Below are 18510 nucleotides of genomic sequence, written 5' to 3'. Positions count from 1 at the left end.
TCATTGGGTTCTACATTATAAACGTTTGATTTCTCAAAAAGTTGCGGTTGTTGCAAAGTTTTTTTAAAAATATTTTCGAAATCATTTTCGATCCGCATAACATTGGGTACATTACATATTACGACAACAAAAAAAGACGCCCTGTGGGCGCCCTTTGTAGAATACTAGCGAATCTTCATAGCAAGCTGGATAATTCGTGCACGCATCTCTGGATTGCTATGCAGTGTTTCGTACATCATATCAATCTCCGCTTTATTCGTACGATATGTTTTGTCATGTTTTATTGTTGTATGAGACCACTGGATCAACGCATTCTCTGCCGCTGTCATTTCGTTAAATGAATCATGAAAGCCTGTCTCAACAACGAGTCCCTCCATGACTTCCTGAGTTATCTCATCATGAGCGGCACGAGCCAGCTCAATCTTCTTCTCCATCACTTTGGCTTTTTCCTCGAACTTGGTCTTCGCCTTCATGTAGTCGAGCTGCGCTTTTGATAATATCGGCTTCATAAATTCATCTTCACCCTCTAAAAATAGTATGTGCTTCCGCTATTGTAGCGTATTCTACATGAAATTACAAAACATTAGATATTGGTAAACGGTTTCTTGGTCCATAATACCATCCTTAAGATCTTGTTAATTATGTTATATATAACCTTATCCATCTTAATTTACACATGAGAAAACGAGAGCACAGCCATCAGAAATTAGGCTTCTGCTCTCGTTCCCTTTGTCCTACCGTTTCTTCTTATTTATATAGCCTACAGCATTTTGAGTTTGTTCATCATGCGTTTCACGATCGTCGCCGTATCTGCACGATTCAGAACAGCATCCGGGTTGAAGTTATACGTCGGTTTCTTCTCACCCTCTTTCAAGCTGTTGGCAACTCCAGTGATGATACCGGCCTTACTTACAGCAAGAATGGCTGGGTAAGAATAATTCGATTTGATTTTGCCGACATCTTCGAACTGCTTCTGAAGCGCTGCTTTATCTTTTTCGATTTCACCCATCTTCAGGTTCAGTGCGCGTGCAATCATGTTAGCCGCTTCTTCGCGAGTCAGTTCCATATTAGGAGCAAAGCTTCGTGGCGCAATGCCGCGAATGATCCCTTTTCTGGCCGCTGTCTCAATGTAACGGTAATCCCACTGCATGCTGTTGACTACACTTTCTTGATAAATGTCATCAAAAGTAAGCTTGTTCTTATCGGTATCATAATCCAACGGAATATCCAGCAGCTTCACTATAATAGTAGCTAGTTCACCGCGAGTCATTGGATCATACACGCCGAATGCATCCGTCTTGGATGCCTTCATGTATCCTCTTGCCAGCATCAATTCAATATCGTTACGTGCCGTCTTATGCGAGATTGCATCGGAGTAGCTATAACGCAAGGATTTAACTGCATAATAACCAAAGCCTTTAAATGGAGCCGTAATGGTTTTCTTCTTGGCATCTACCTTGCCGCCAATGTTGATCCAAGTTCCTTGGGACGGGTTGTACCACCAAATCCCCAGGTTGCTGGAAGCCGAGTTCACCAGTGCGGAATCATATTTCAAGGTTATCGTACCTTTTTGGGACAATTCCATCCAGTTCTGCGGAATCAAGCGTTGATGGAATTCATTCCCTTTGGCGTACGGATGCGCTGCTGCTTTTACATTAAAGTCCTCTACGTTGCTGCTGTATGCATTAAGCGAACCCGCATCCAGCCAGTAAAGAGGTGATGAATAGCCATAATGGGCTGCCGGAGTGAAACGGAACGCATTGTTGTTATCCCCTGGAATCAGGGACAGACGTCCATCCATTTCTACCCCGTTCTCGATTTCGCCGATCCGGTTATAGGCTTTAATCGTACGTCCATCGATCTGGTTGGCAATACCAAACAGGATGTCATGCTCACCAAGCAGATTGATCGTAGGCACTTCTGCATTCGGACTTGATTTTGCCTGTTGAAGCACCGTGCCTTTCGGCAAGGAAAGAGACAAATCACCCTTAAACACTTTAACTTTACCTGACTTCGAAATATTCGTTTTAAACTGAGAGCCTTCGGTTGCATCATCCGTGTACGTTACAACGAATTGCCCGCTTGTCTTTTTGGCTCCTTGTTCGATCGTGAACTTGATGGTGTTCTTGCCATTTTTCAAGTTCTTGACTTCAAGACGGAATATGTCGCTGATCTCGGATTTCACCATTGGCGTTTTGCCAATCAGAATGGAGTCAGCTCCTTCAGCCTTGATGCTTACCTCTACAAAGTTCTGTTTCAAAACACCTTCGTTAGGAAGTCTAGGAGAAAGGACTTCGTAAGGCGCACGCTCACGCGTAATCTCAATGGTATCTGTAGTCGTAACAGACTGATAACGAGAACCGATGCTGATTGCCTGCAATCCTACCTCAGGAAGTGCCAGCTCTTTAAACACAACGCGGGCAGAGCTGGAGTTGGCTCCATTGACAATGGAATAGTACAGGCTGTGATCCGCTTGATTAATGGCATCCAATTGCGTCTTCAGTGCACCGCCAGAGAGCGTCCAAGTTCCTGTGTTGTCTTTTGTAAAGACTGCAAAGATGGATGGCGTAGGATGACTAAGGTTCACCGTAATCTCGTCGGTGTATTCCACCTCAAAGCGAAGACCCAGAGCCTTTTCATATGTGTTATAAGCATTCTCAGCCGTTTCTCTGAACAATCCATCCGGATCGGATTCTGTTGCGGAACCAACCGGGAATGGAATCATGTTCTTGATTACCGAACGCGTATCGCTAAAATACAACAGAGTTAGCTTTGTCGAGATTTTTCCGCTCTTGTCAGCAACCACCAACGTATTCGGACCTGGAATCAGCTGCAGAAACGTTGTATCTGTAAAGCTGAACTCACCATTTCCGTTCACTGTCAAATCACGAGTGTTACCATTCAGGGAAATGGTAAGTCCGGATGTTCCCGTGTAGTTAACAATGCGACCCGTTACTTGATTGAAATCTGTACTATTCTTAAACACCTGATTGTTATACAAATGATAAATATCAATATAAGTGGAGGACAGGAACGTTACCGGTATCACCTTGGTATCGGAGACGCCCGATGCATTGCTGACCTTGATGATCAGGTTTTGTTGTCCAGAAGGCAAATTCGTGATTTTGAAAACCGTGTTGCCATTATAGGTAAGTTTCTGGGCAATCGTGCCGCCGCCCTTGCTCGATTCAATCTCAACATCACCTGCGTTCACTTGTTCCACCATTAAGTAGATCGGCAATTCGTTAAGAACGGTGTCGTTACCGCTTGGAAAAATGGACTGGGAGGTAGCCGATACCGTTCCCCCGCTCTCTGTTACACCGTAAAGTTGATACACCTGCTTGATTGTAGGCGCATTGACATCACGATAAGTAAAAGGATTTTTCACGTCGAAGCCAGTAGTAGTGTCCTTCGTGTAAACAAAATACTCCCCGCTCTGTGTGATGCTAACCGAGCCAGTGGTTGTAAAAGGATACATCAAGCTGTTACCCAGGACGCTTGCTGCGCCTACGGTTGCCTGTGAACTCATGATTGGCACCGTGGATCCTGTCGGAAATACGGATACTTCGAGAGTTGGCGGCACCGCTGGCGTACCAGCCGGAGGAGCATCCATGATAACATAACCGGAGATGACGCCGTTCACATTACCGGTTACAACGGTCTGCCCATCGATCTTGGTGTTACCGATCTGCAGTTGATTGACCGTCAAGGAGCCTGTCGGATGATAGACAACCTGTCTATTAATGGTCTGGGTTTTCGATTCCGAGTTAACGACGATCACCAGATCGTTGACACCCTTCTGCAATTGGATCCCTGCGGAGTAATACGTATCGCCACCGCCCGGATACATGGCCATCCCGTTAACGGTCACGCCTTTTGAGCCATTGGTTGCTTTTACCGAGATACTAACCGTCTGCGTGGTAACGACGACCGGCTTGGAAGCATTCTCTTCCAGGACACGTCCATCACTGAGCGCTACTTCATAAACAGCCGGTACATCGGAGAATTTGACATAAGCCGTGGCACTCATCTGCTGACCTTGCGTGCTCATACCCGACACGATGATTTTGTTCACGCCCTGATTCAATTGGACATTCAGGAATTGGAACGTGTTCGCTGCTTCGTCCAGAATCGGCTTGACACCTGTTCCGCCCGTGGTTGTGTCATCAAAGCGTTTAATCTCATACGAGATGGTATTCGGGTTAATGCCGTTGTAGGTACCCGAAACCGTAATCGAATTCCGGTTCTCAGGTGTTGGGGAATTCGGGTCCGTACTTAGATTGGAAAAGTGAAAATACAAGGCTCCATTCGCAGCTGAAGCCGGTAATGCCGGAATTAGGGAAAAGAACATAGCAATGGCCAATAACAGGCTTGCTATTGTACGGAAATTTTTCTTCAACGGTTGTGCCTCCTTGATCATTCGGACGTTGGCGTCCGTTTTGGGTGTTACGTCGTTCACTGGGTCCCCTCGCTTTCACTGACAGATTGGTTCTAGCGCATAGTTCATATATCGGCCCCAAACATTCAATTATTTAGAAAAAATCACAAAAAAGCCTCACCCTTTTTGGGTGAGGCTGGCATGTCCATTCCGGACGCATGATGAAAAAGAATAAGTTCTATTTGGTGCGGCTTTCGGGGTTTGCCTTCATTCGCATCCGGTTGATCAGACCCAGAATCGGCCGTTTGGTCTTGCCGACCAGTCCGATGATTTCAGCACCGATCTGCATGAAACACATCATGACGCAGATGACGACAAAGGTTACCCAGTTCGCTTCATACATGGCAGCCGAAGATTGGATGACGGCCAGTACGCCGAAAAACGCGGCAATCACGTAAATGATCAACACCGTCTGACGGTGACTAAATCCAAGCTCGCGCAGACAGTGATGCAGATGCCCCTTGTCCGGAGCGAAGATCGGTTTCTTCTGGATTTTACGACGGATGATCGCGAAAAACGTATCAGACAGCGGAACGCCGATAATGATCAGCGGCGTAATAAAGGATACAATCGCAATCTGTTTAAATCCAAGCAGAGAGAGCATGGCCAAGCAGAATCCAAGGAATAACGAGCCCGTATCCCCCATGAAAATCTTGGCCGGATGGAAGTTGAAGAACAGGAACCCGATAATGCTGCCGAGCAGCAGCAGACATAGCAGGGCTACGGTGGTGTTGCCCATCAAAACGGCCATGACCAGAATCGTGCCGATTGCAATGCCCGATACACCAGCTGCAAGTCCATCGAGTCCGTCAATGAGATTAATCGCGTTGGTTACGCCGACAATCCAGAAGATTGTCAGTGGAATCGATACCCAGCTCTCCAGCATGGAGTATCGGTCCTGGAACGGTATATTTACAAAGTCCACGGTAATATTAAATCCGAATACAACTACGCAAGCAGCTGCAATTTGCGCCAAAAACTTCACTTTGGCCGAAAGTTCAAATCGATCATCCAAGGCTCCGATCAATACGATCATGGAACCGCCGATCAGAAATGCCTTCATAAAGTTGGCATCGCGAGGCGACAGGCTATCCGGAAGAAAAGGAAGAACTGCAATCAGTCCAAGAATAAAAGCCAGATAGATGCCGAGTCCCCCGAGTCGGGGCATGATCCGGGTATGAACCTTGCGGGCATTTGGAACGTCAACGGCACCAACCTTAACGGCAAACTTCTTCACAAGCGGCGTTAAGAGCAGGGCGAGCGTCAGCGATACGATAAACCCGATGATGTATATCATTAACATGTAATCATTCGACCCCCAATATTGTCTACCGGTTGAATTATACTCCCTTCGGGTCCAAAAACCAATACCAATTTCCGGTGAAATCCCGGATTTCCCCCACAGAAATGAGCCATTTAGCTCGATTTCGTTACGTTTTCTTTCTCGCGCAGCACTTTCACTACGAATTTCGGCAGCGCAAGCATTCTTTTGTAACGGGTGGGCTCCTTCAGAAGGCGGTAAAACCACTCGAGACGCAGCTTTTGGAATACTTTCGGTGCCCGCTTCAGTTTGCCGGAGATAATATCGAAAGATCCCCCGACTCCCATAACAACCGGAACTTGAAGCGCTTGTTTATGCTGGGCAATCCAAGGCTCTTGGTTGTCCGCACCACGGGCGACAAACAAAATATCCGGGGAAGCTGCCCGAATCTGCTCGATCACGTCGGCATCTTCATCAGGTCCAAAAAAACCGTCCCGGTAGCCGCATATAATCGCAGCCGGATATTGCATTTGTAACCTTTCGGCAGCTTCCTGAATCACTTCGGCAGTGGTTCCAAGCAGAAAGAACTTCCATCTATAGGTTTCCCCGACCTTCAACAATTCATGTAGCAGCTCAAAGCCGGTAACGCGCCCCTCCAGCGGTTCGCCGCCCACACTGGCGGCCCAGACGATCCCCGTCCCATCCGGAACGATAATTTCAGCACTTTGCATCATCTGTTTATATTCCGGATGGTTGACGGCCGTCATCACCATGATCGGATTTGCTGTTATGACATGGTGGGGCTGCCCCGACTGAACAGCCTCTGTCAGGAATTTCACCGTATCTTTCATACTGAGCTTGGAAAAAGGAATCTCGAACACCGATACGGTAGGAAATGGATAGGTCTGTTTCATGTTTATCATCCTCTATGGCGTAAATATTGGGCAATGTGGCGTGCAGGCATAGCAGCCTCTTGTTTCAATACGGTAATCTGCTCACCGTGCTCCGCTTTCCATTCCGCTGCATCGTCCAGCAGCTTCAGCATTCGATCCTTTAACGTATCTGCGTCAAGGGATTCACTGCTTCCCACAGGTTCGCTGCCCAGCCGCTTCAAAAAGTGATTGATTTTCGGATCATAGGAAATTCCGAGCAGCGGCACACGCTGATTCGCAGCATAGATCAGGCTATGCAGACGCATGCCCAATATCATATCACAACGGCTAACCTCTCGCAGCATGTCCTGCGGCTGCTTCTCATCACGATAAAAACTGACTTTAGAACCATTCTTGGAAATATCGCCAATGCCACTAGCAATAAACTGCGAAGCCTCAAGATCATCCGGCTGATGAAAAGGGAGAAAACGAAGATGTACCGGACGTTGTGCGGCCAATGCCTTTAAACCTTCCGCAACAGCTTTCAACTCTTTGCGTTCCGAATGCCAATATCGAACCGAAATCCCAATGACCGGCAGTGAACCTTCCCCTTCTGTCTCGCGATTGGATAACGAAGACCCAGCTAAAGGTTCTTCGGAAGAATCACGATGATCTTCTATAGAAGAAACTGATGCAACATCGTTCTCTTCAAGCGCCGATCCCGGGTTAGAATCAATATGAACACCCCCGCCTTCCAGCAGCGGCAAGCCCATCACCGGATCGGGTACGACGTGAATAGCTTCCTCTGATATTCCCATCGCCTGAAGCAGTTCGCCTGACTGAATGTCACGCACCGAGATGTAGGTGCATTTACGGAAGATCGAGCGAATCATCGGATAAAACAGCTTACGGTTGACCGGACCTACGCCCTGCGCATAAATAAACGTCGGTTTACCAATCCACTGCGCGATCTTGAGAACGCCCAGGTAATACGGGATCGTCTTCGGGCTGGTAGCATCCTGCAGCAAGCTTCCGCCGCCGCTGATCAAGCCGTCACTATCCTTGATTGCCTGTCGAACTTCTCCCAGCTTCATCCGGTGTACAGACTTTACCCCATAAACCGCTGAGGTCCATTCGGGATCAATGGAAAGAACAACGGGATTGATCACAATCCCCGCTGCCTTGCCTTCTTGCTCCAGCGCGGTCAGAATCGATTTTAGGACCGCTTCGTCACCGCTATTTTTAAATCCGTAATATCCGGAAATGACTATTGTCTTAGAAGTGGAGACCATCGTTTCCAGATCCTTTCTGCCACTTGCCATACCAATATCGCGATCAATCCGATAATCAGACCGAGTCCAAGACCCAGTACAACGCGAATGGCCGAAATATAGAGTGGCGTGTGAATATGCGTGAATGTTCCGACCATCGACAGCTGCCCCATGACCCCGATAATAAGCAGATAAACGGCATGACGGTATTTAAATGACAGGAACACGCCGAGTACCATCATTGGATGAGCCAACAAGAACTCCTTGTTACGCGGACGTACGCCAAACGTATTTTCCAGGAATGTACGGAATGTCATTTCGATCGAAGACACAGAACCTGCATTACCTGTACGGGTGAGATAGTACCAACCGACAATAGCTACAATACCAGCTGCGATGACCCATGTCAGTGAGATCGGTGCTTTAAGCAATTTGAGGATTGAGCTATACGTCGATCCACCGCGGTACAGAACCACGTAGATCGCAATAAGCGCAATCGGAGCTGCTGCCAGCAAGCTTACGCCTCGGAACTGATCCAGAACGAGCATATAGGTTACATTGTTCAATAACGCCACAACGATCGGTACAGCTGCGAGCGACAAAATCGTGGTCTTTACCAATAATACGATCGAATGGGTCACTCTTCTGCCAGAACTCATCTCCGGTATGCTTTGCTGCGTTTCATTGACTTTGCGGATGGCCAATATGACGGCAACCGTTGGAGCACTGATTGCAGCAAATAAAGCCAAGGCCTGTTCAAGCAATGTCGGCTTCAGGACATACAATCCCGCACTGCCCAAAAGCCCGATCAGGAAAGCGGCAATGGTAAGGAACGGAATGTAATAGGAAATCATGAGCGAAATCAGAGCTACAGCTCCAACGACAGCCCCAAGCTTGAAGTAACGCTGCAAGGAAGAGTCGGTCACCTTAAACGGCTCTGCAGGACCCATGGTGAAACCATTGTCCTCGATCTGTTTAATGGCCTGACCCGAACCTGTTAAACTGTCAATCAGATTATCCAGCGGGTGGGTAACGGACGCTTTGGTCATATCCCGGCTCGGCTCCGCGTTTAAATAGAACATTCGAATGTTACGGTCTTTGGAAGCCAGAGCAAAACGCTCCCCAATAACCTCAGGTTCCAGATTAGCATCCCGCTCGCTTAAGGAATAAATACGGGTTACATTGTAATCTGTTAAATAGGCAAGCTTCGTAAATCCTTTTTGCGGACGCTTGATATTCTCAATCGCTACGAGGCCGATACCATGTTGGTTCAAAAGCTCGCCAAAGGAATCCAAGCTTTTCAAATCTGCATTATCGTTGAAGCCTCTTGCGGAATCACCTTCAAACAAAATTCGTTTTACGCCGTTTTCCGCGAAGTACGCCATCAGCTTTTCCATATAGGCTTGGTCATACGGAAGACTGTCCGACAGACGCGGCACTATGTTAAAGCCCTTCTCCCGCAGCATGCCAATGGTAATCGGGTCTGGAGACAGCGGTTTAATAACCGCATTGGAACGCGGAGTTTCCAGCACCAACCCGTCCACTCCACGATCGAACTGCCAGGATCTTACCGGAATACCCAATCTTGTGTAGGTTTCTTCGATAATGGGTTTAATTAAAGTCGCGCTTTCCTCGTTCAGGAATGAAACATACGTAAAATTCTCGTTCGGGGAGACCGTCGTACCTGTCAGATCAGCGACCTGCTGCCCGTCATATACCGATATTCGCCGCGATTTCACCAGCTCGTCCAGTGTGCTTTCATAAAGCGCCATACTGATTACGCCAGCTTCTTTCAGGCGATCCAGCTGCTCAGATACAAAATCCTGCGGCTTGGATTGATACGCCGCGACATCCAACAAATCCCGATAATCAAACACCAGCTCTACATTCTTTGATGTTGATTCTGTTTGCAGTCGGTCATAACCTACCGGCAGGGCCGCTGCAACGCCAAGAACAACCAGAATCCACAGCCACTTGCGGGCTGCTGTGTTCCAGCGTTTCCAATTCTGAACCACGAAAGTACCTCCTCATCGAACCTATGGAAATTTACGATGGAGGGCAACAGCCCTATTGAGCCTTGCAGCAACCATCGTAAATTCCCTTCGTTCTCTTCTCTCATTAAATGTATCTATTGTTAAGCGTCTACCCGGGCCATGACTTGATCCGAGAGCGATTGAATTTTGGCCTTTGCATCGGCGAGAGATTCACCGCGTACGGCAAAATACACTTTGATCTTCGGCTCGGTACCCGAAGGTCTCAGGCAGAACCAAGATCCGTCTTCTAGCAAATACTTCAACACATTTTCCTTTGGCAATCCGTCCAGGCCTTCCGCATAATCCAGCACCTGCTTAACCGACACGCCTCCGACTTCCCCGGGTGGATTGTCGCGCCAATCGGACATCTTGGCTTGAATCTGGGCGACGCCATCCTTGCCTTTGAGCGTCCGGGACTCCAGCGTCTCGAGGAAATAACCAAACTGCTCGTACAGCTCCTGGAGCACATCGTACAGCGTCTTGCCTTGTCCTTTATAATAGGCGGCGGCTTCGCATATCAGCATCGAGGCCAGTACGGCATCCTTGTCGCGGGCATAATTGCCTGCCAAATAGCCGTAACTCTCCTCATAACCAAACAGATACGTATGGCTGCCGGACTCCTCGAACTGGGTCATTTTCTCACCAATATATTTGAAGCCCGTCAATGTATTCAAGACGGTGGCACCATAATGCTCGGCAATCGCCGCTCCCATCTCACTCGTTACGATCGTCTTGATAACCGCACCATTTTTAGGCAGCTTACCCGCTTCCTTCAATTGCCCCAGCAAATAGTGGATCATAATCGCGCCGGATTGATTGCCTGTCAGCACAACGTATTCGCCCTGGCTGTTCTTCACAACAGCCCCCATGCGATCCGCATCGGGATCCGTCCCGATCAAAATGTCAGCCCCTACTTTCTCACCAAGCTTCATCGCGAGCGTGAAAGCTTCCCGCTCCTCCGGATTGGGAGATTTGACGGTGGAGAAGTTGCCATCCGGCTCTGCTTGCTCAGGAACGACATGAATATGCTTAAAGCCGATGCTCTTAAGCACGCGCTCTACGGGTTCTTGTCCTGTCCCATGGAGAGGCGTAAATACGATTTGGATATCCTCGCCAAGCTTGGATGCGATAAGATCCCGATTCACGCTGACATTCGCCACTGTATCCGCAAAAGCCTGGTCTTCCGCTTCGCCCAGCCACACCAGCAGGCCTTGAGCCTCTGCGTCAGCCTGAGACAGCCTCTTGACCGCGGAGAAGGAATCCACCTCCTGTATCCGGGCAATCACGTTCTCTGCCTCGTCCGGCACCAACTGGCCGCCTTCACGGTTGTACACCTTATAACCGTTATATTCCGGCGGATTATGGCTTGCCGTGATGACAATCCCCCCGGTAGCACCCAAGTGACGAACGCTGAATGACAATTGCGGCGTTGAACGCAAGGAAGGATACAGCTTCGCTACAATCCCGTTTCCAGCCAAAACCAAAGCAGCCTCTAACGCAAATTCCGGCGAGAAATGCCGGGAATCATGGGCAATAACGACAGATGGCTTCCCCTCTGCGGTGCCATGAGCCTCCAGAATATATTGTGCAAAGCCTTGCGTTGCGCGACCTACCGTATATTTATTAATCCGGTTGCTGCCTGCACCAATAACGCCGCGCAGACCACCCGTTCCAAATTCCAGATCACGATAAAACCGTTCCTCTAGCTCTTGGGTGTCGTGCTCGAGTGAACGCAGTTCCTGTTTCGTCTCCTCATCTACATAAGGATCATTCAACCAACGTTGTACCGTATCGATTGTTCTCTGACTCATCTCTGACATGAAAAAAAGTCTCCCTTCCTCATCCAAACAAGAATAGTCTGATCGTTACTCCTTATCCGCGAGAGCAAACATAATCTCTCCCTCGGCAACTACACGTCCATCCACCGTTGCGGTTGCTTTCCCTTTACCAATCATGCCCTTCAAGCGAATGATCTCGACTTCCAGCCGCAGCGTATCTCCCGGTACCACTTGCCCACGGAAACGGAAACCGTCAATGCCCGCCAAAAAGCCGAGCTTTCCCCGGTTGCTCTCTACATTAAGAATCGCGACAGCACCGACTTGCGCCAAAGCTTCTACAATCAGGACTCCCGGCATAACGGCATATTCAGGGAAATGGCCGACAAAAAAAGGTTCATTGATCGTCACGTTCTTGATGCCGACCGCTCGTTTGCCGTCCTCAATCTCCACAATCTTATCGACCAGCAAAAACGGGGGACGATGGGGAATAATTTCTTGAATCTGTTTGATGTTCAACATAGTATTAAAATCCTCCTTATGTAGGTACCCGCCAAGCACAGCGTTTGAAAAGGGTTGTTCATTCCATTTGCTGCCGCTGTGCCGCTTTCTCAAGCCGCGGGAGGTATTATTTACGGCTGTATCATGCTTTCTCTTGAGGTTTTCTTAACGAATTTCAGATCATATGCATAAAAAGAAGGATCTGCGGAAAAAATGATGGATATCCTTCACCGCTGCAGAAGTGAAGGTTTTAGATAAGGGGCTTTCTCCTACCGGACACTTGTGTACGAGGAGAGGGCCCTTTTATAAGTTTTTTGGGGTCCCCGCAAAGTATTTGGAATAAGCATCGCAGCATAGGCTCCACTTTGTGGGGTTATTTTATATACATCCGTCCATTGTCATGAAATGACAAAGTTAATACGCAAGTCCCATCCCATTATACCGTTTAACCCCAAAAAAAGAAAACTCCCTTAAAGGGAGTTTGGCATCTTATCACAAGACATTGTGTTCACCCTGACCTCTCGTCACGGTGCGAAAATCAAATCAAAAACATGCTTCCATGTGCCCCATTCAAACACTTCACTGAGCTCCTGATCGCCGAGGACAACATATCCGAAGACCATGCCTCCGAATAATGCCAATACGAGCAATACAGGAATCATGATGCGGACAGCGATTTTCCATCCGGATGTCTTGGAACGTTTCTTGGCGTTTGATTCACTCATGATGCCCACCTACCCTCGCATTGTGTTGGCAAGGTTCATCATGGTATCGCTTGAACTAAGCGCGCGTGCCGTCAGCTGGTAGGCCCGCTGTACTTCCATCATTTTGGTCATTTCATCGGTCAAATTGACATTCGATTGTTCGACAAATCCGGAAAGCACCTTCGATTTAAGAGGCTCGCCCGGAGCCGCCGGTGTCAAATCGAACACATCGCCTTCCGTCAAGCCGTTTCCTACGACAAACAGGTTATCGCCGACAGCGACTAAGCCCTCCGGACGCTCAAGCTCGACCAGCTTCAAGGTTGCATAAGGAGCCGTACGACCCGTGGGGGTCTCCACGATAATCTGCCCCTTCTCGTTAATGGCAACTTTCCCTTTGGCCGGAAGCGAGATTGGATTATTGTTCACGTCAAGTACTGGATAGCCTTGTGAATTGACCAGCAGCAGGTTGTCTGGATTACGGGCATCCGGAGATACATGAAATCCGCCTTCGCGGGTATATCCAATCGCGCCATCTCCCTGAACGGCAAACATGGCTTCTCCATCAATCATCAGATCGAGTGGATTTCCGGTTTCCTTCATGGCTCCCTGCTCCATGTTCTGCACAACGGAAGATAGTCTCATGCCATACCCGAGTGTATAGCCAAGCGGTGTCGCACGGCCCGTCCGGTCGAAGTCCTTGTGATGCTGCTGAACCTGCGTCAGCACATCTTCAAAGGAAGCCTCCTTTTTCTTATAACCAGCCGTATTGGCGTTTGCTATATTGTCCGCAATGACATCCAACCGCTGCTGGAGGGCATTCATCGACACCATGGCGCTAATCATCGAGTTGTTCATCACTTACCTCCCGTGGGCTCACATTTTCATACAGCTGCTGCTGCCTACTTACTTACACAGCTTAGACTCGGCCGATCTCATTGACCGCCTTCTCCAGCGTTCTGTCGTAATACTGAACGATTTTTTGGTTCGTTTCATACGCGCGCAGCGCAGCGGTCAATTCCACCATCGATTGCGTTGGATCCACGTTGGACCCCTCAATAAATCCCTGACGGATGACTCCGTTATCACCGGGTGCCATAAACCGCACTTCCCCGTCCGGATCAGCCATACGGAACACGCCATGACCTTCACGAATCAGTCCATGAGGCTGGCTCACGATGCTGACGCCAAGGATGATGCCTGTCCCTCTGCCAGCTGCGTCCATGATTTCTCCTTGCTCATTCACTGTAAAGTCACTCGCCGGACCTGTCAATACAATCGGTCTGTTATTGTTATCCAGAACCTGATAGCCGCTCTCGCTCAACAGGTTGCCTTCGGGGCTAACCCGGAAGCTGCCGTTACGGGTGTAACGGATATCCCCATTCTCATTCTGAACCGTAAAAAAACCTTCCGGCCGGTAGATCACCTCGCCGTTCTCATCCACGTATCTGCCGGATGCATCAAACGGATAAGGTTGGCCCGTTGCCGGATTCTGTACCGTAAAAGAGGATACCAGCGCAAAGTCTGTTGTCTTGCCTGTTTCCCGGAGCGCGCCTTCAGTATAAAGCGATATACTCTCCTCAGCGTAAACACCGGTGTTGAACTTGCCCAGCTTCCGTCCCGCATTCGTCGAATCATTGCCGCCGATCATGGAGACAAGCACTTCGGGGAACGAACGCTGTACGCTGTTCGTTGCCTTATAGCCTGTCGTGTTGACGTTAGCAATGTTCTGCGTCACCGTATTATGTCGCTGCTCCTGGGTCATCATCCCTGAAGCTGCTGTATATAGACCTCTTAACAATGAAGGCACTTCCCTTCCAAAATAGATCCATGAATGGCCGCTTCGCTGACGGATTGTATTTCCAATCGCTGTTGTTTTCGGATTTCTCGTTAGAACTTCTCAAATGTTGAAATCCGAAATCAAAGGCGACCACTCCGTTTTTCCAATACAATTCCGTCCTCTTCGCTGCTGTTCAACATGACCATTGTATACTGCAGACTTATGTAGCTGCATCGTATGCATTGTATGGATACAGATTTAAAATCAAATATCACGTTCCTATCATCTATATCGGAAGGTTAGAACTTTTTCTTTACGACCTTGTCCAAATTATCCAGCATAATTCCCGTTCCCTTAACCACACAGTGCATCGGATCCTCCGCAACAAGCACCGGCACCCGCAGCTCGTCCGTCAACAGCTCGTCCAAACCATGAAGCAGTGCGCCGCCGCCTGTCAATATGACGCCGCGATCGATAATGTCCGCCGACAGCTCCGGCGGCGTCCGCTCCAATACGGATTTGGCTGCGAGTACGATCGATGACACCGGATCCCATAGAGCTTCCTGTACTTCTGCGGAAGACACCGTTACGGTAAACGGCAGTCCCGATACCATATCGCGTCCGCGAATATCCATCTCAGCTTGTCTACCACCTGGACGAACCGTTCCGATCGCCATCTTCAAATCTTCTGCCGTCCGTTCCCCGATCAGTAATTTATATTTTTGCTTCACGTACTTTGTAATCGCTTCGTCGAACTTGTCCCCTGCCATTTTAATCGAAGAAGCGGTGACGACATCGCCCATGGACAGGACGGCCACATCCGTGGTGCCGCCCCCGATGTCCACAACCATGTTACCGCTCGGTTGGAAAATATCCATCCCTGCGCCAATTGCCGCTGCCTTCGGTTCTTCTTCCAGGAACACATCCCTTGCGCCGCTGCGCTCAGCCGCTTCCCGGATCGCCTTCTGCTCTACCGAAGTAATGTTCGTCGGTGCACAGATGAGGATTCGGGGCCGGCTGTGCCAACTGCGCGCACCCACGCGATCAATAAAGTACTTCAGCATTGCTTCCGTAATTTCGAAGTCGGCGATGACCCCGTCCCTCAGCGGGCGGATCGCCGTAATGTTGCCGGGAGTACGCCCGACCATGCGCCGTGCTTCCTCACCGACGGCAAGGACTCGTTTGGTGTCGGTCTCAATAGTGACAACGGAAGGTTCGTCTAACACTACCCCCTTCCCCTTTACGTGAATGAGCACGTTCGCCGTTCCGAGATCGATTCCAATATCCTTGCTCAACATCATGAAAAGCCCCCAAAGTGTTATTTTATGGTAAAAGAGTCTGTTCGCTGTACCGAACCATTCTTCGACATAATCTAGCAATCGATGATGATCTTCGGCAAAACAGGTCCCATATTTCGATCCTATACCAGCTTTTAACATATCATACTTTAGGGGAGGGATTCAATGTCAATCTAGCGACCAAAGCCCTAAAAAATCAGGATTTCGCCGTGGCCACCGGTTCGCGGTTGCTGCCGGTTTTTTTGTACTTGATCTTGGTAGCTTCCCCGCCTCTCAGATGGCGGATGGATTTGTGGTATTCGAGAATGTGCTTCACCTGATCCGCCAGGTCCGGGTTGATCTCCGGCAGACGTTCGGTTAAGTCCTTATGCACCGTGCTCTTCGACACGCCAAATTCTTTGGCTATAGTTCGAACCGTATGCCTCGTTTCCACGATACAGCGTCCGATCTTAATGGTCCGCTCTTTGATGTAATCGTGCACGCTCCCGCCTCCCTACTGTGTGGATAGTTTGGTACATTATATGAGGAGCGTGACGGGATATTCGCGGTTTCAAGGACTGACAAGCTTACTTGGACCCATTTATTTTCTGGACATGCTGGTGGCGGATAAGTCTAAAATGTCCATAAAACAAGGCGCAGCAAGGGTTGGACTTGCCGTCCAAATCCGCAATAAAAAAAAGACAGGATCATAAGATCCTGCCCTCTTCAAGTGCGCGGTGGGCGCATGGCTACAAAGAAATGAAATTATTTTTGCGGAAGCACGCTCACAGGGTTGACCAGTTTCCCGCCCTCGTACACTTCGAAGTGCACGTGGTTGCCGAGATCCTTCTCAAGCTCACTGCGTCCGGCAGTCGCGATGGAATCGCCCTGCTTCACTTCAGCGCCTTCCTTCACTTTCACTTCGTTCAAGCTTTGGTACACGGTTTTCGTGTCACCCGACGTAATTTCCACAACGTTGCCGTTAACCGGATGATTCTCGACCCGGGTCACTTTACCTGTCAGTGCGGCACGAACTTCAAACATCGTGTCATCCGCAGCGGCCAAGTCGATTCCCAGATTCGGCGTAAAGGTGTCGTTATATTGCACCATCGCCTCTTGATGCGTTTCCGGGTTCGTCTCGTCAAAGTAAGGTTTGACGATGCTCACTGCCACGTCGTCCGCTACCGGCCAGATCATCGATTGCGCATTAGCCGTCACTTCTACAGCTTCTCCGTCATTGCCTTCGGTTGCAGCAGGTTTCTCTGAACCTTGCACTGATTCCGATACCGTTGTTTCCCCTTGTGGCTCCAGCGTTTTTTGGCTGGCGTCCTGGTAGACCCACACGAGGGTTAGTATAATTGCCGCTGCTGCTAAGTATGCTGCCGGGAACACCCACCGTTTGGATAATGCTTTCTTCCACGAAGATGACGGTACCGCCGAATCTCCTTGCACAGTTTTAGGAGTTTCTTCGTGGGGTTTACTATTTTTGTTCTGTTCATTCATTTGCAATCACCTCAGTAACCATTGTTACCGGGGTCAACTCTTTTATACGTAATCTCACTATTATTTTTTTGAAGAGAGAAGATTTGAAGTTTTGTCAAAAGAAATATTCGTATAATAGTGCTCCAAAATCTCTTTCGCTTCATATCCTTCACGGGCCATGCCCTCTGCTCCGTATTGACTCATGCCCACGCCGTGGCCGTTGCCGTAGGTCGTTATCTCAATCTCGCCGTCTTTCATATGAAGGGTGAATTGGCTGGACCGAAGCCCCAGCTTCTCTCTCACCTCGCGACCGGTGAACTTCTTGCCGCCGACCCGTACGCTCTCAATGCGATGGCCTTGGGTATACGAGAGTACTTTCAAAAAAGAGTCCCCTCCATTCCCGCCTGCCGATACCGGTACGGCTCCATCCGCCAAGCCCAGCTTTCCTATGAACTCCGAACGGGGCATCGTGATTGTTGTCTTGTACTTTGGTGAAATCTGTTTATCCCATGGACTCTCCACACTGCGCAGGTAGGGAATCTCGTTCTTCCAATAATCCTCTGAATTTTCGGTATATCCGTTACTGGTGGAGAAAAAAGAAGCCGTAATCGGCTTACCCTCATACGTCATTACCAAACCTGCCGTTTCCTTTACCGCCTGCTGAAGCTTCGCCAGCTCGGCTTCCTTCCCCAGCCGCTGCCATTCCTTCGTCAGCTCGTCTTGGGCGATATAGGCCTGGTGACTGACCGTGTCGGTCACCAGGGCCTTGCCGTCCGGCACGCCGCTGCGGTCGCCGGACGCCAGCCGCTGCACGATATAGGTTCGTGCCGCGATGGCCTGGGCCTTGAGCGCCTCCAGTTGGAACTCCGCCGGCATCTCGGCGGCCAGGACGCCGACGAGGTATAGTTCCAGCGGCAGCTCCTCCACGGTATCCGTCTTGGTTACATAGACGGATACCGTGGGCTCTTCCGCCGCCTGCGGCTCGGCGGAAGGCAGCGGAGCCGGCCCGGGCGGCAGCGGCTCTGGTGCGTTGTTGCCTGGGGCAACCACCAGCAGAGGCAGCGCCAGCGCCAAGGCCAGCAGCACCGCCACCGCCCAGACGGCGGGGTGCACCCGCAC

General features: G+C 49.5%; 15 protein-coding genes. All 15 read right to left on the bottom strand.

Annotated elements, in window-relative coordinates:
- Positions 1-164: 164 nt before the first annotated feature.
- The gene (locus PLA01S_RS30840; RefSeq protein ID WP_127596360.1) at positions 165-509 is read right to left on the bottom strand and encodes a hypothetical protein; all 345 of its coding nucleotides are present in this window, start codon (positions 507-509) and stop codon (positions 165-167) included.
- A 251-nt stretch (positions 510-760) separates the two neighbouring features.
- On the bottom strand, positions 761-4399 hold the full coding sequence (locus PLA01S_RS30835) for an S-layer homology domain-containing protein (protein ID WP_127596357.1): 3639 nt from the start codon (positions 4397-4399) through the stop codon (positions 761-763).
- Positions 4400-4616: 217 nt separating this feature from the next.
- Entirely contained in the window at positions 4617-5741 is a 1125-nt protein-coding gene (locus tag PLA01S_RS30830) for a glycosyltransferase family 4 protein (RefSeq protein ID WP_127596355.1), read from the bottom strand.
- Between the two features lie 113 nt (positions 5742-5854).
- Positions 5855-6613, bottom strand: a complete 759-nt coding sequence (locus PLA01S_RS30825) for a WecB/TagA/CpsF family glycosyltransferase (RefSeq protein ID WP_127596352.1) — start codon at positions 6611-6613, stop codon at positions 5855-5857.
- Between the two features lie 5 nt (positions 6614-6618).
- A complete protein-coding gene (gene csaB, locus PLA01S_RS30820) occupies positions 6619-7863 on the bottom strand; it encodes a polysaccharide pyruvyl transferase CsaB (RefSeq protein ID WP_127596349.1) in 1245 nt (414 codons plus the stop codon).
- Positions 7839-9857, bottom strand: a complete 2019-nt coding sequence (locus tag PLA01S_RS30815) for a DUF5693 family protein (RefSeq protein WP_127596346.1) — start codon at positions 9855-9857, stop codon at positions 7839-7841. Before PLA01S_RS30815 ends, csaB begins: the two co-directional genes overlap by 25 nt.
- A 119-nt stretch (positions 9858-9976) precedes the next feature.
- Complete coding sequence (locus tag PLA01S_RS30810; RefSeq protein ID WP_127596343.1) at positions 9977-11695, bottom strand: phospho-sugar mutase; 1719 nt, start codon at positions 11693-11695, stop codon at positions 9977-9979.
- Between the two features lie 45 nt (positions 11696-11740).
- Positions 11741-12172: a 3-hydroxyacyl-ACP dehydratase FabZ gene (fabZ, locus tag PLA01S_RS30805; protein WP_007133270.1), complete on the bottom strand. Its 432-nt coding sequence runs from the start codon at positions 12170-12172 to the stop codon at positions 11741-11743.
- A 503-nt stretch (positions 12173-12675) separates the two neighbouring features.
- On the bottom strand, positions 12676-12876 hold the full coding sequence (locus PLA01S_RS30800) for a DNA-directed RNA polymerase subunit beta (RefSeq protein ID WP_009594210.1): 201 nt from the start codon (positions 12874-12876) through the stop codon (positions 12676-12678).
- 9 nt (positions 12877-12885) lie between these two features.
- A complete protein-coding gene (locus PLA01S_RS30795; RefSeq protein ID WP_127596340.1) occupies positions 12886-13710 on the bottom strand; it encodes a flagellar hook-basal body protein in 825 nt (274 codons plus the stop codon).
- Between the two features lie 61 nt (positions 13711-13771).
- Positions 13772-14653: a flagellar hook-basal body protein gene (locus PLA01S_RS30790; RefSeq protein ID WP_127596337.1), complete on the bottom strand. Its 882-nt coding sequence runs from the start codon at positions 14651-14653 to the stop codon at positions 13772-13774.
- Between the two features lie 278 nt (positions 14654-14931).
- A complete protein-coding gene (locus PLA01S_RS30785) occupies positions 14932-15930 on the bottom strand; it encodes a rod shape-determining protein (protein WP_100541351.1) in 999 nt (332 codons plus the stop codon).
- A gap of 196 nt (positions 15931-16126) precedes the next feature.
- Positions 16127-16411 carry a sporulation transcriptional regulator SpoIIID gene (spoIIID, locus tag PLA01S_RS30780; protein WP_009594246.1) on the bottom strand — a complete coding sequence of 95 codons (285 nt, stop codon included), beginning with the start codon at positions 16409-16411 and terminating at the stop codon, positions 16127-16129.
- Between the two features lie 263 nt (positions 16412-16674).
- Complete coding sequence (locus PLA01S_RS30775) at positions 16675-17412, bottom strand: M23 family metallopeptidase (RefSeq protein WP_127596334.1); 738 nt, start codon at positions 17410-17412, stop codon at positions 16675-16677.
- A gap of 60 nt (positions 17413-17472) precedes the next feature.
- Positions 17473-18510, bottom strand: a 1038-nt coding sequence (gene spoIID / locus PLA01S_RS30770) for a stage II sporulation protein D (protein ID WP_371860476.1), incomplete at its 5' end; no start/stop codon positions are given.

This window comes from Paenibacillus lautus NBRC 15380 (assembly GCF_004000945.1).
Classification (GTDB): Bacteria; Bacillota; Bacilli; order Paenibacillales; family Paenibacillaceae; genus Paenibacillus_AQ; species Paenibacillus_AQ lautus.
This window is presented reverse-complemented; position numbering and strand designations above follow the sequence as displayed.

Coding starts and splice junctions, on each gene's coding strand:
- PLA01S_RS30840 (WP_127596360.1), bottom strand. CDS start 509: ATGAAGCCGATATTATCAAAAGCGCAGCTCGACTACATGAAGGCGAAG.
- PLA01S_RS30830 (WP_127596355.1), bottom strand. CDS start 5,741: ATGTTAATGATATACATCATCGGGTTTATCGTATCGCTGACGCTCGCC.
- PLA01S_RS30825 (WP_127596352.1), bottom strand. CDS start 6,613: ATGAAACAGACCTATCCATTTCCTACCGTATCGGTGTTCGAGATTCCT.
- csaB (WP_127596349.1), bottom strand. CDS start 7,863: ATGGTCTCCACTTCTAAGACAATAGTCATTTCCGGATATTACGGATTT.
- PLA01S_RS30810 (WP_127596343.1), bottom strand. CDS start 11,695: ATGTCAGAGATGAGTCAGAGAACAATCGATACGGTACAACGTTGGTTG.
- fabZ (WP_007133270.1), bottom strand. CDS start 12,172: ATGTTGAACATCAAACAGATTCAAGAAATTATTCCCCATCGTCCCCCG.
- PLA01S_RS30800 (WP_009594210.1), bottom strand. CDS start 12,876: ATGAGTGAATCAAACGCCAAGAAACGTTCCAAGACATCCGGATGGAAA.
- PLA01S_RS30795 (WP_127596340.1), bottom strand. CDS start 13,710: ATGAACAACTCGATGATTAGCGCCATGGTGTCGATGAATGCCCTCCAG.
- PLA01S_RS30785 (WP_100541351.1), bottom strand. CDS start 15,930: ATGTTGAGCAAGGATATTGGAATCGATCTCGGAACGGCGAACGTGCTC.
- PLA01S_RS30775 (WP_127596334.1), bottom strand. CDS start 17,412: ATGAATGAACAGAACAAAAATAGTAAACCCCACGAAGAAACTCCTAAA.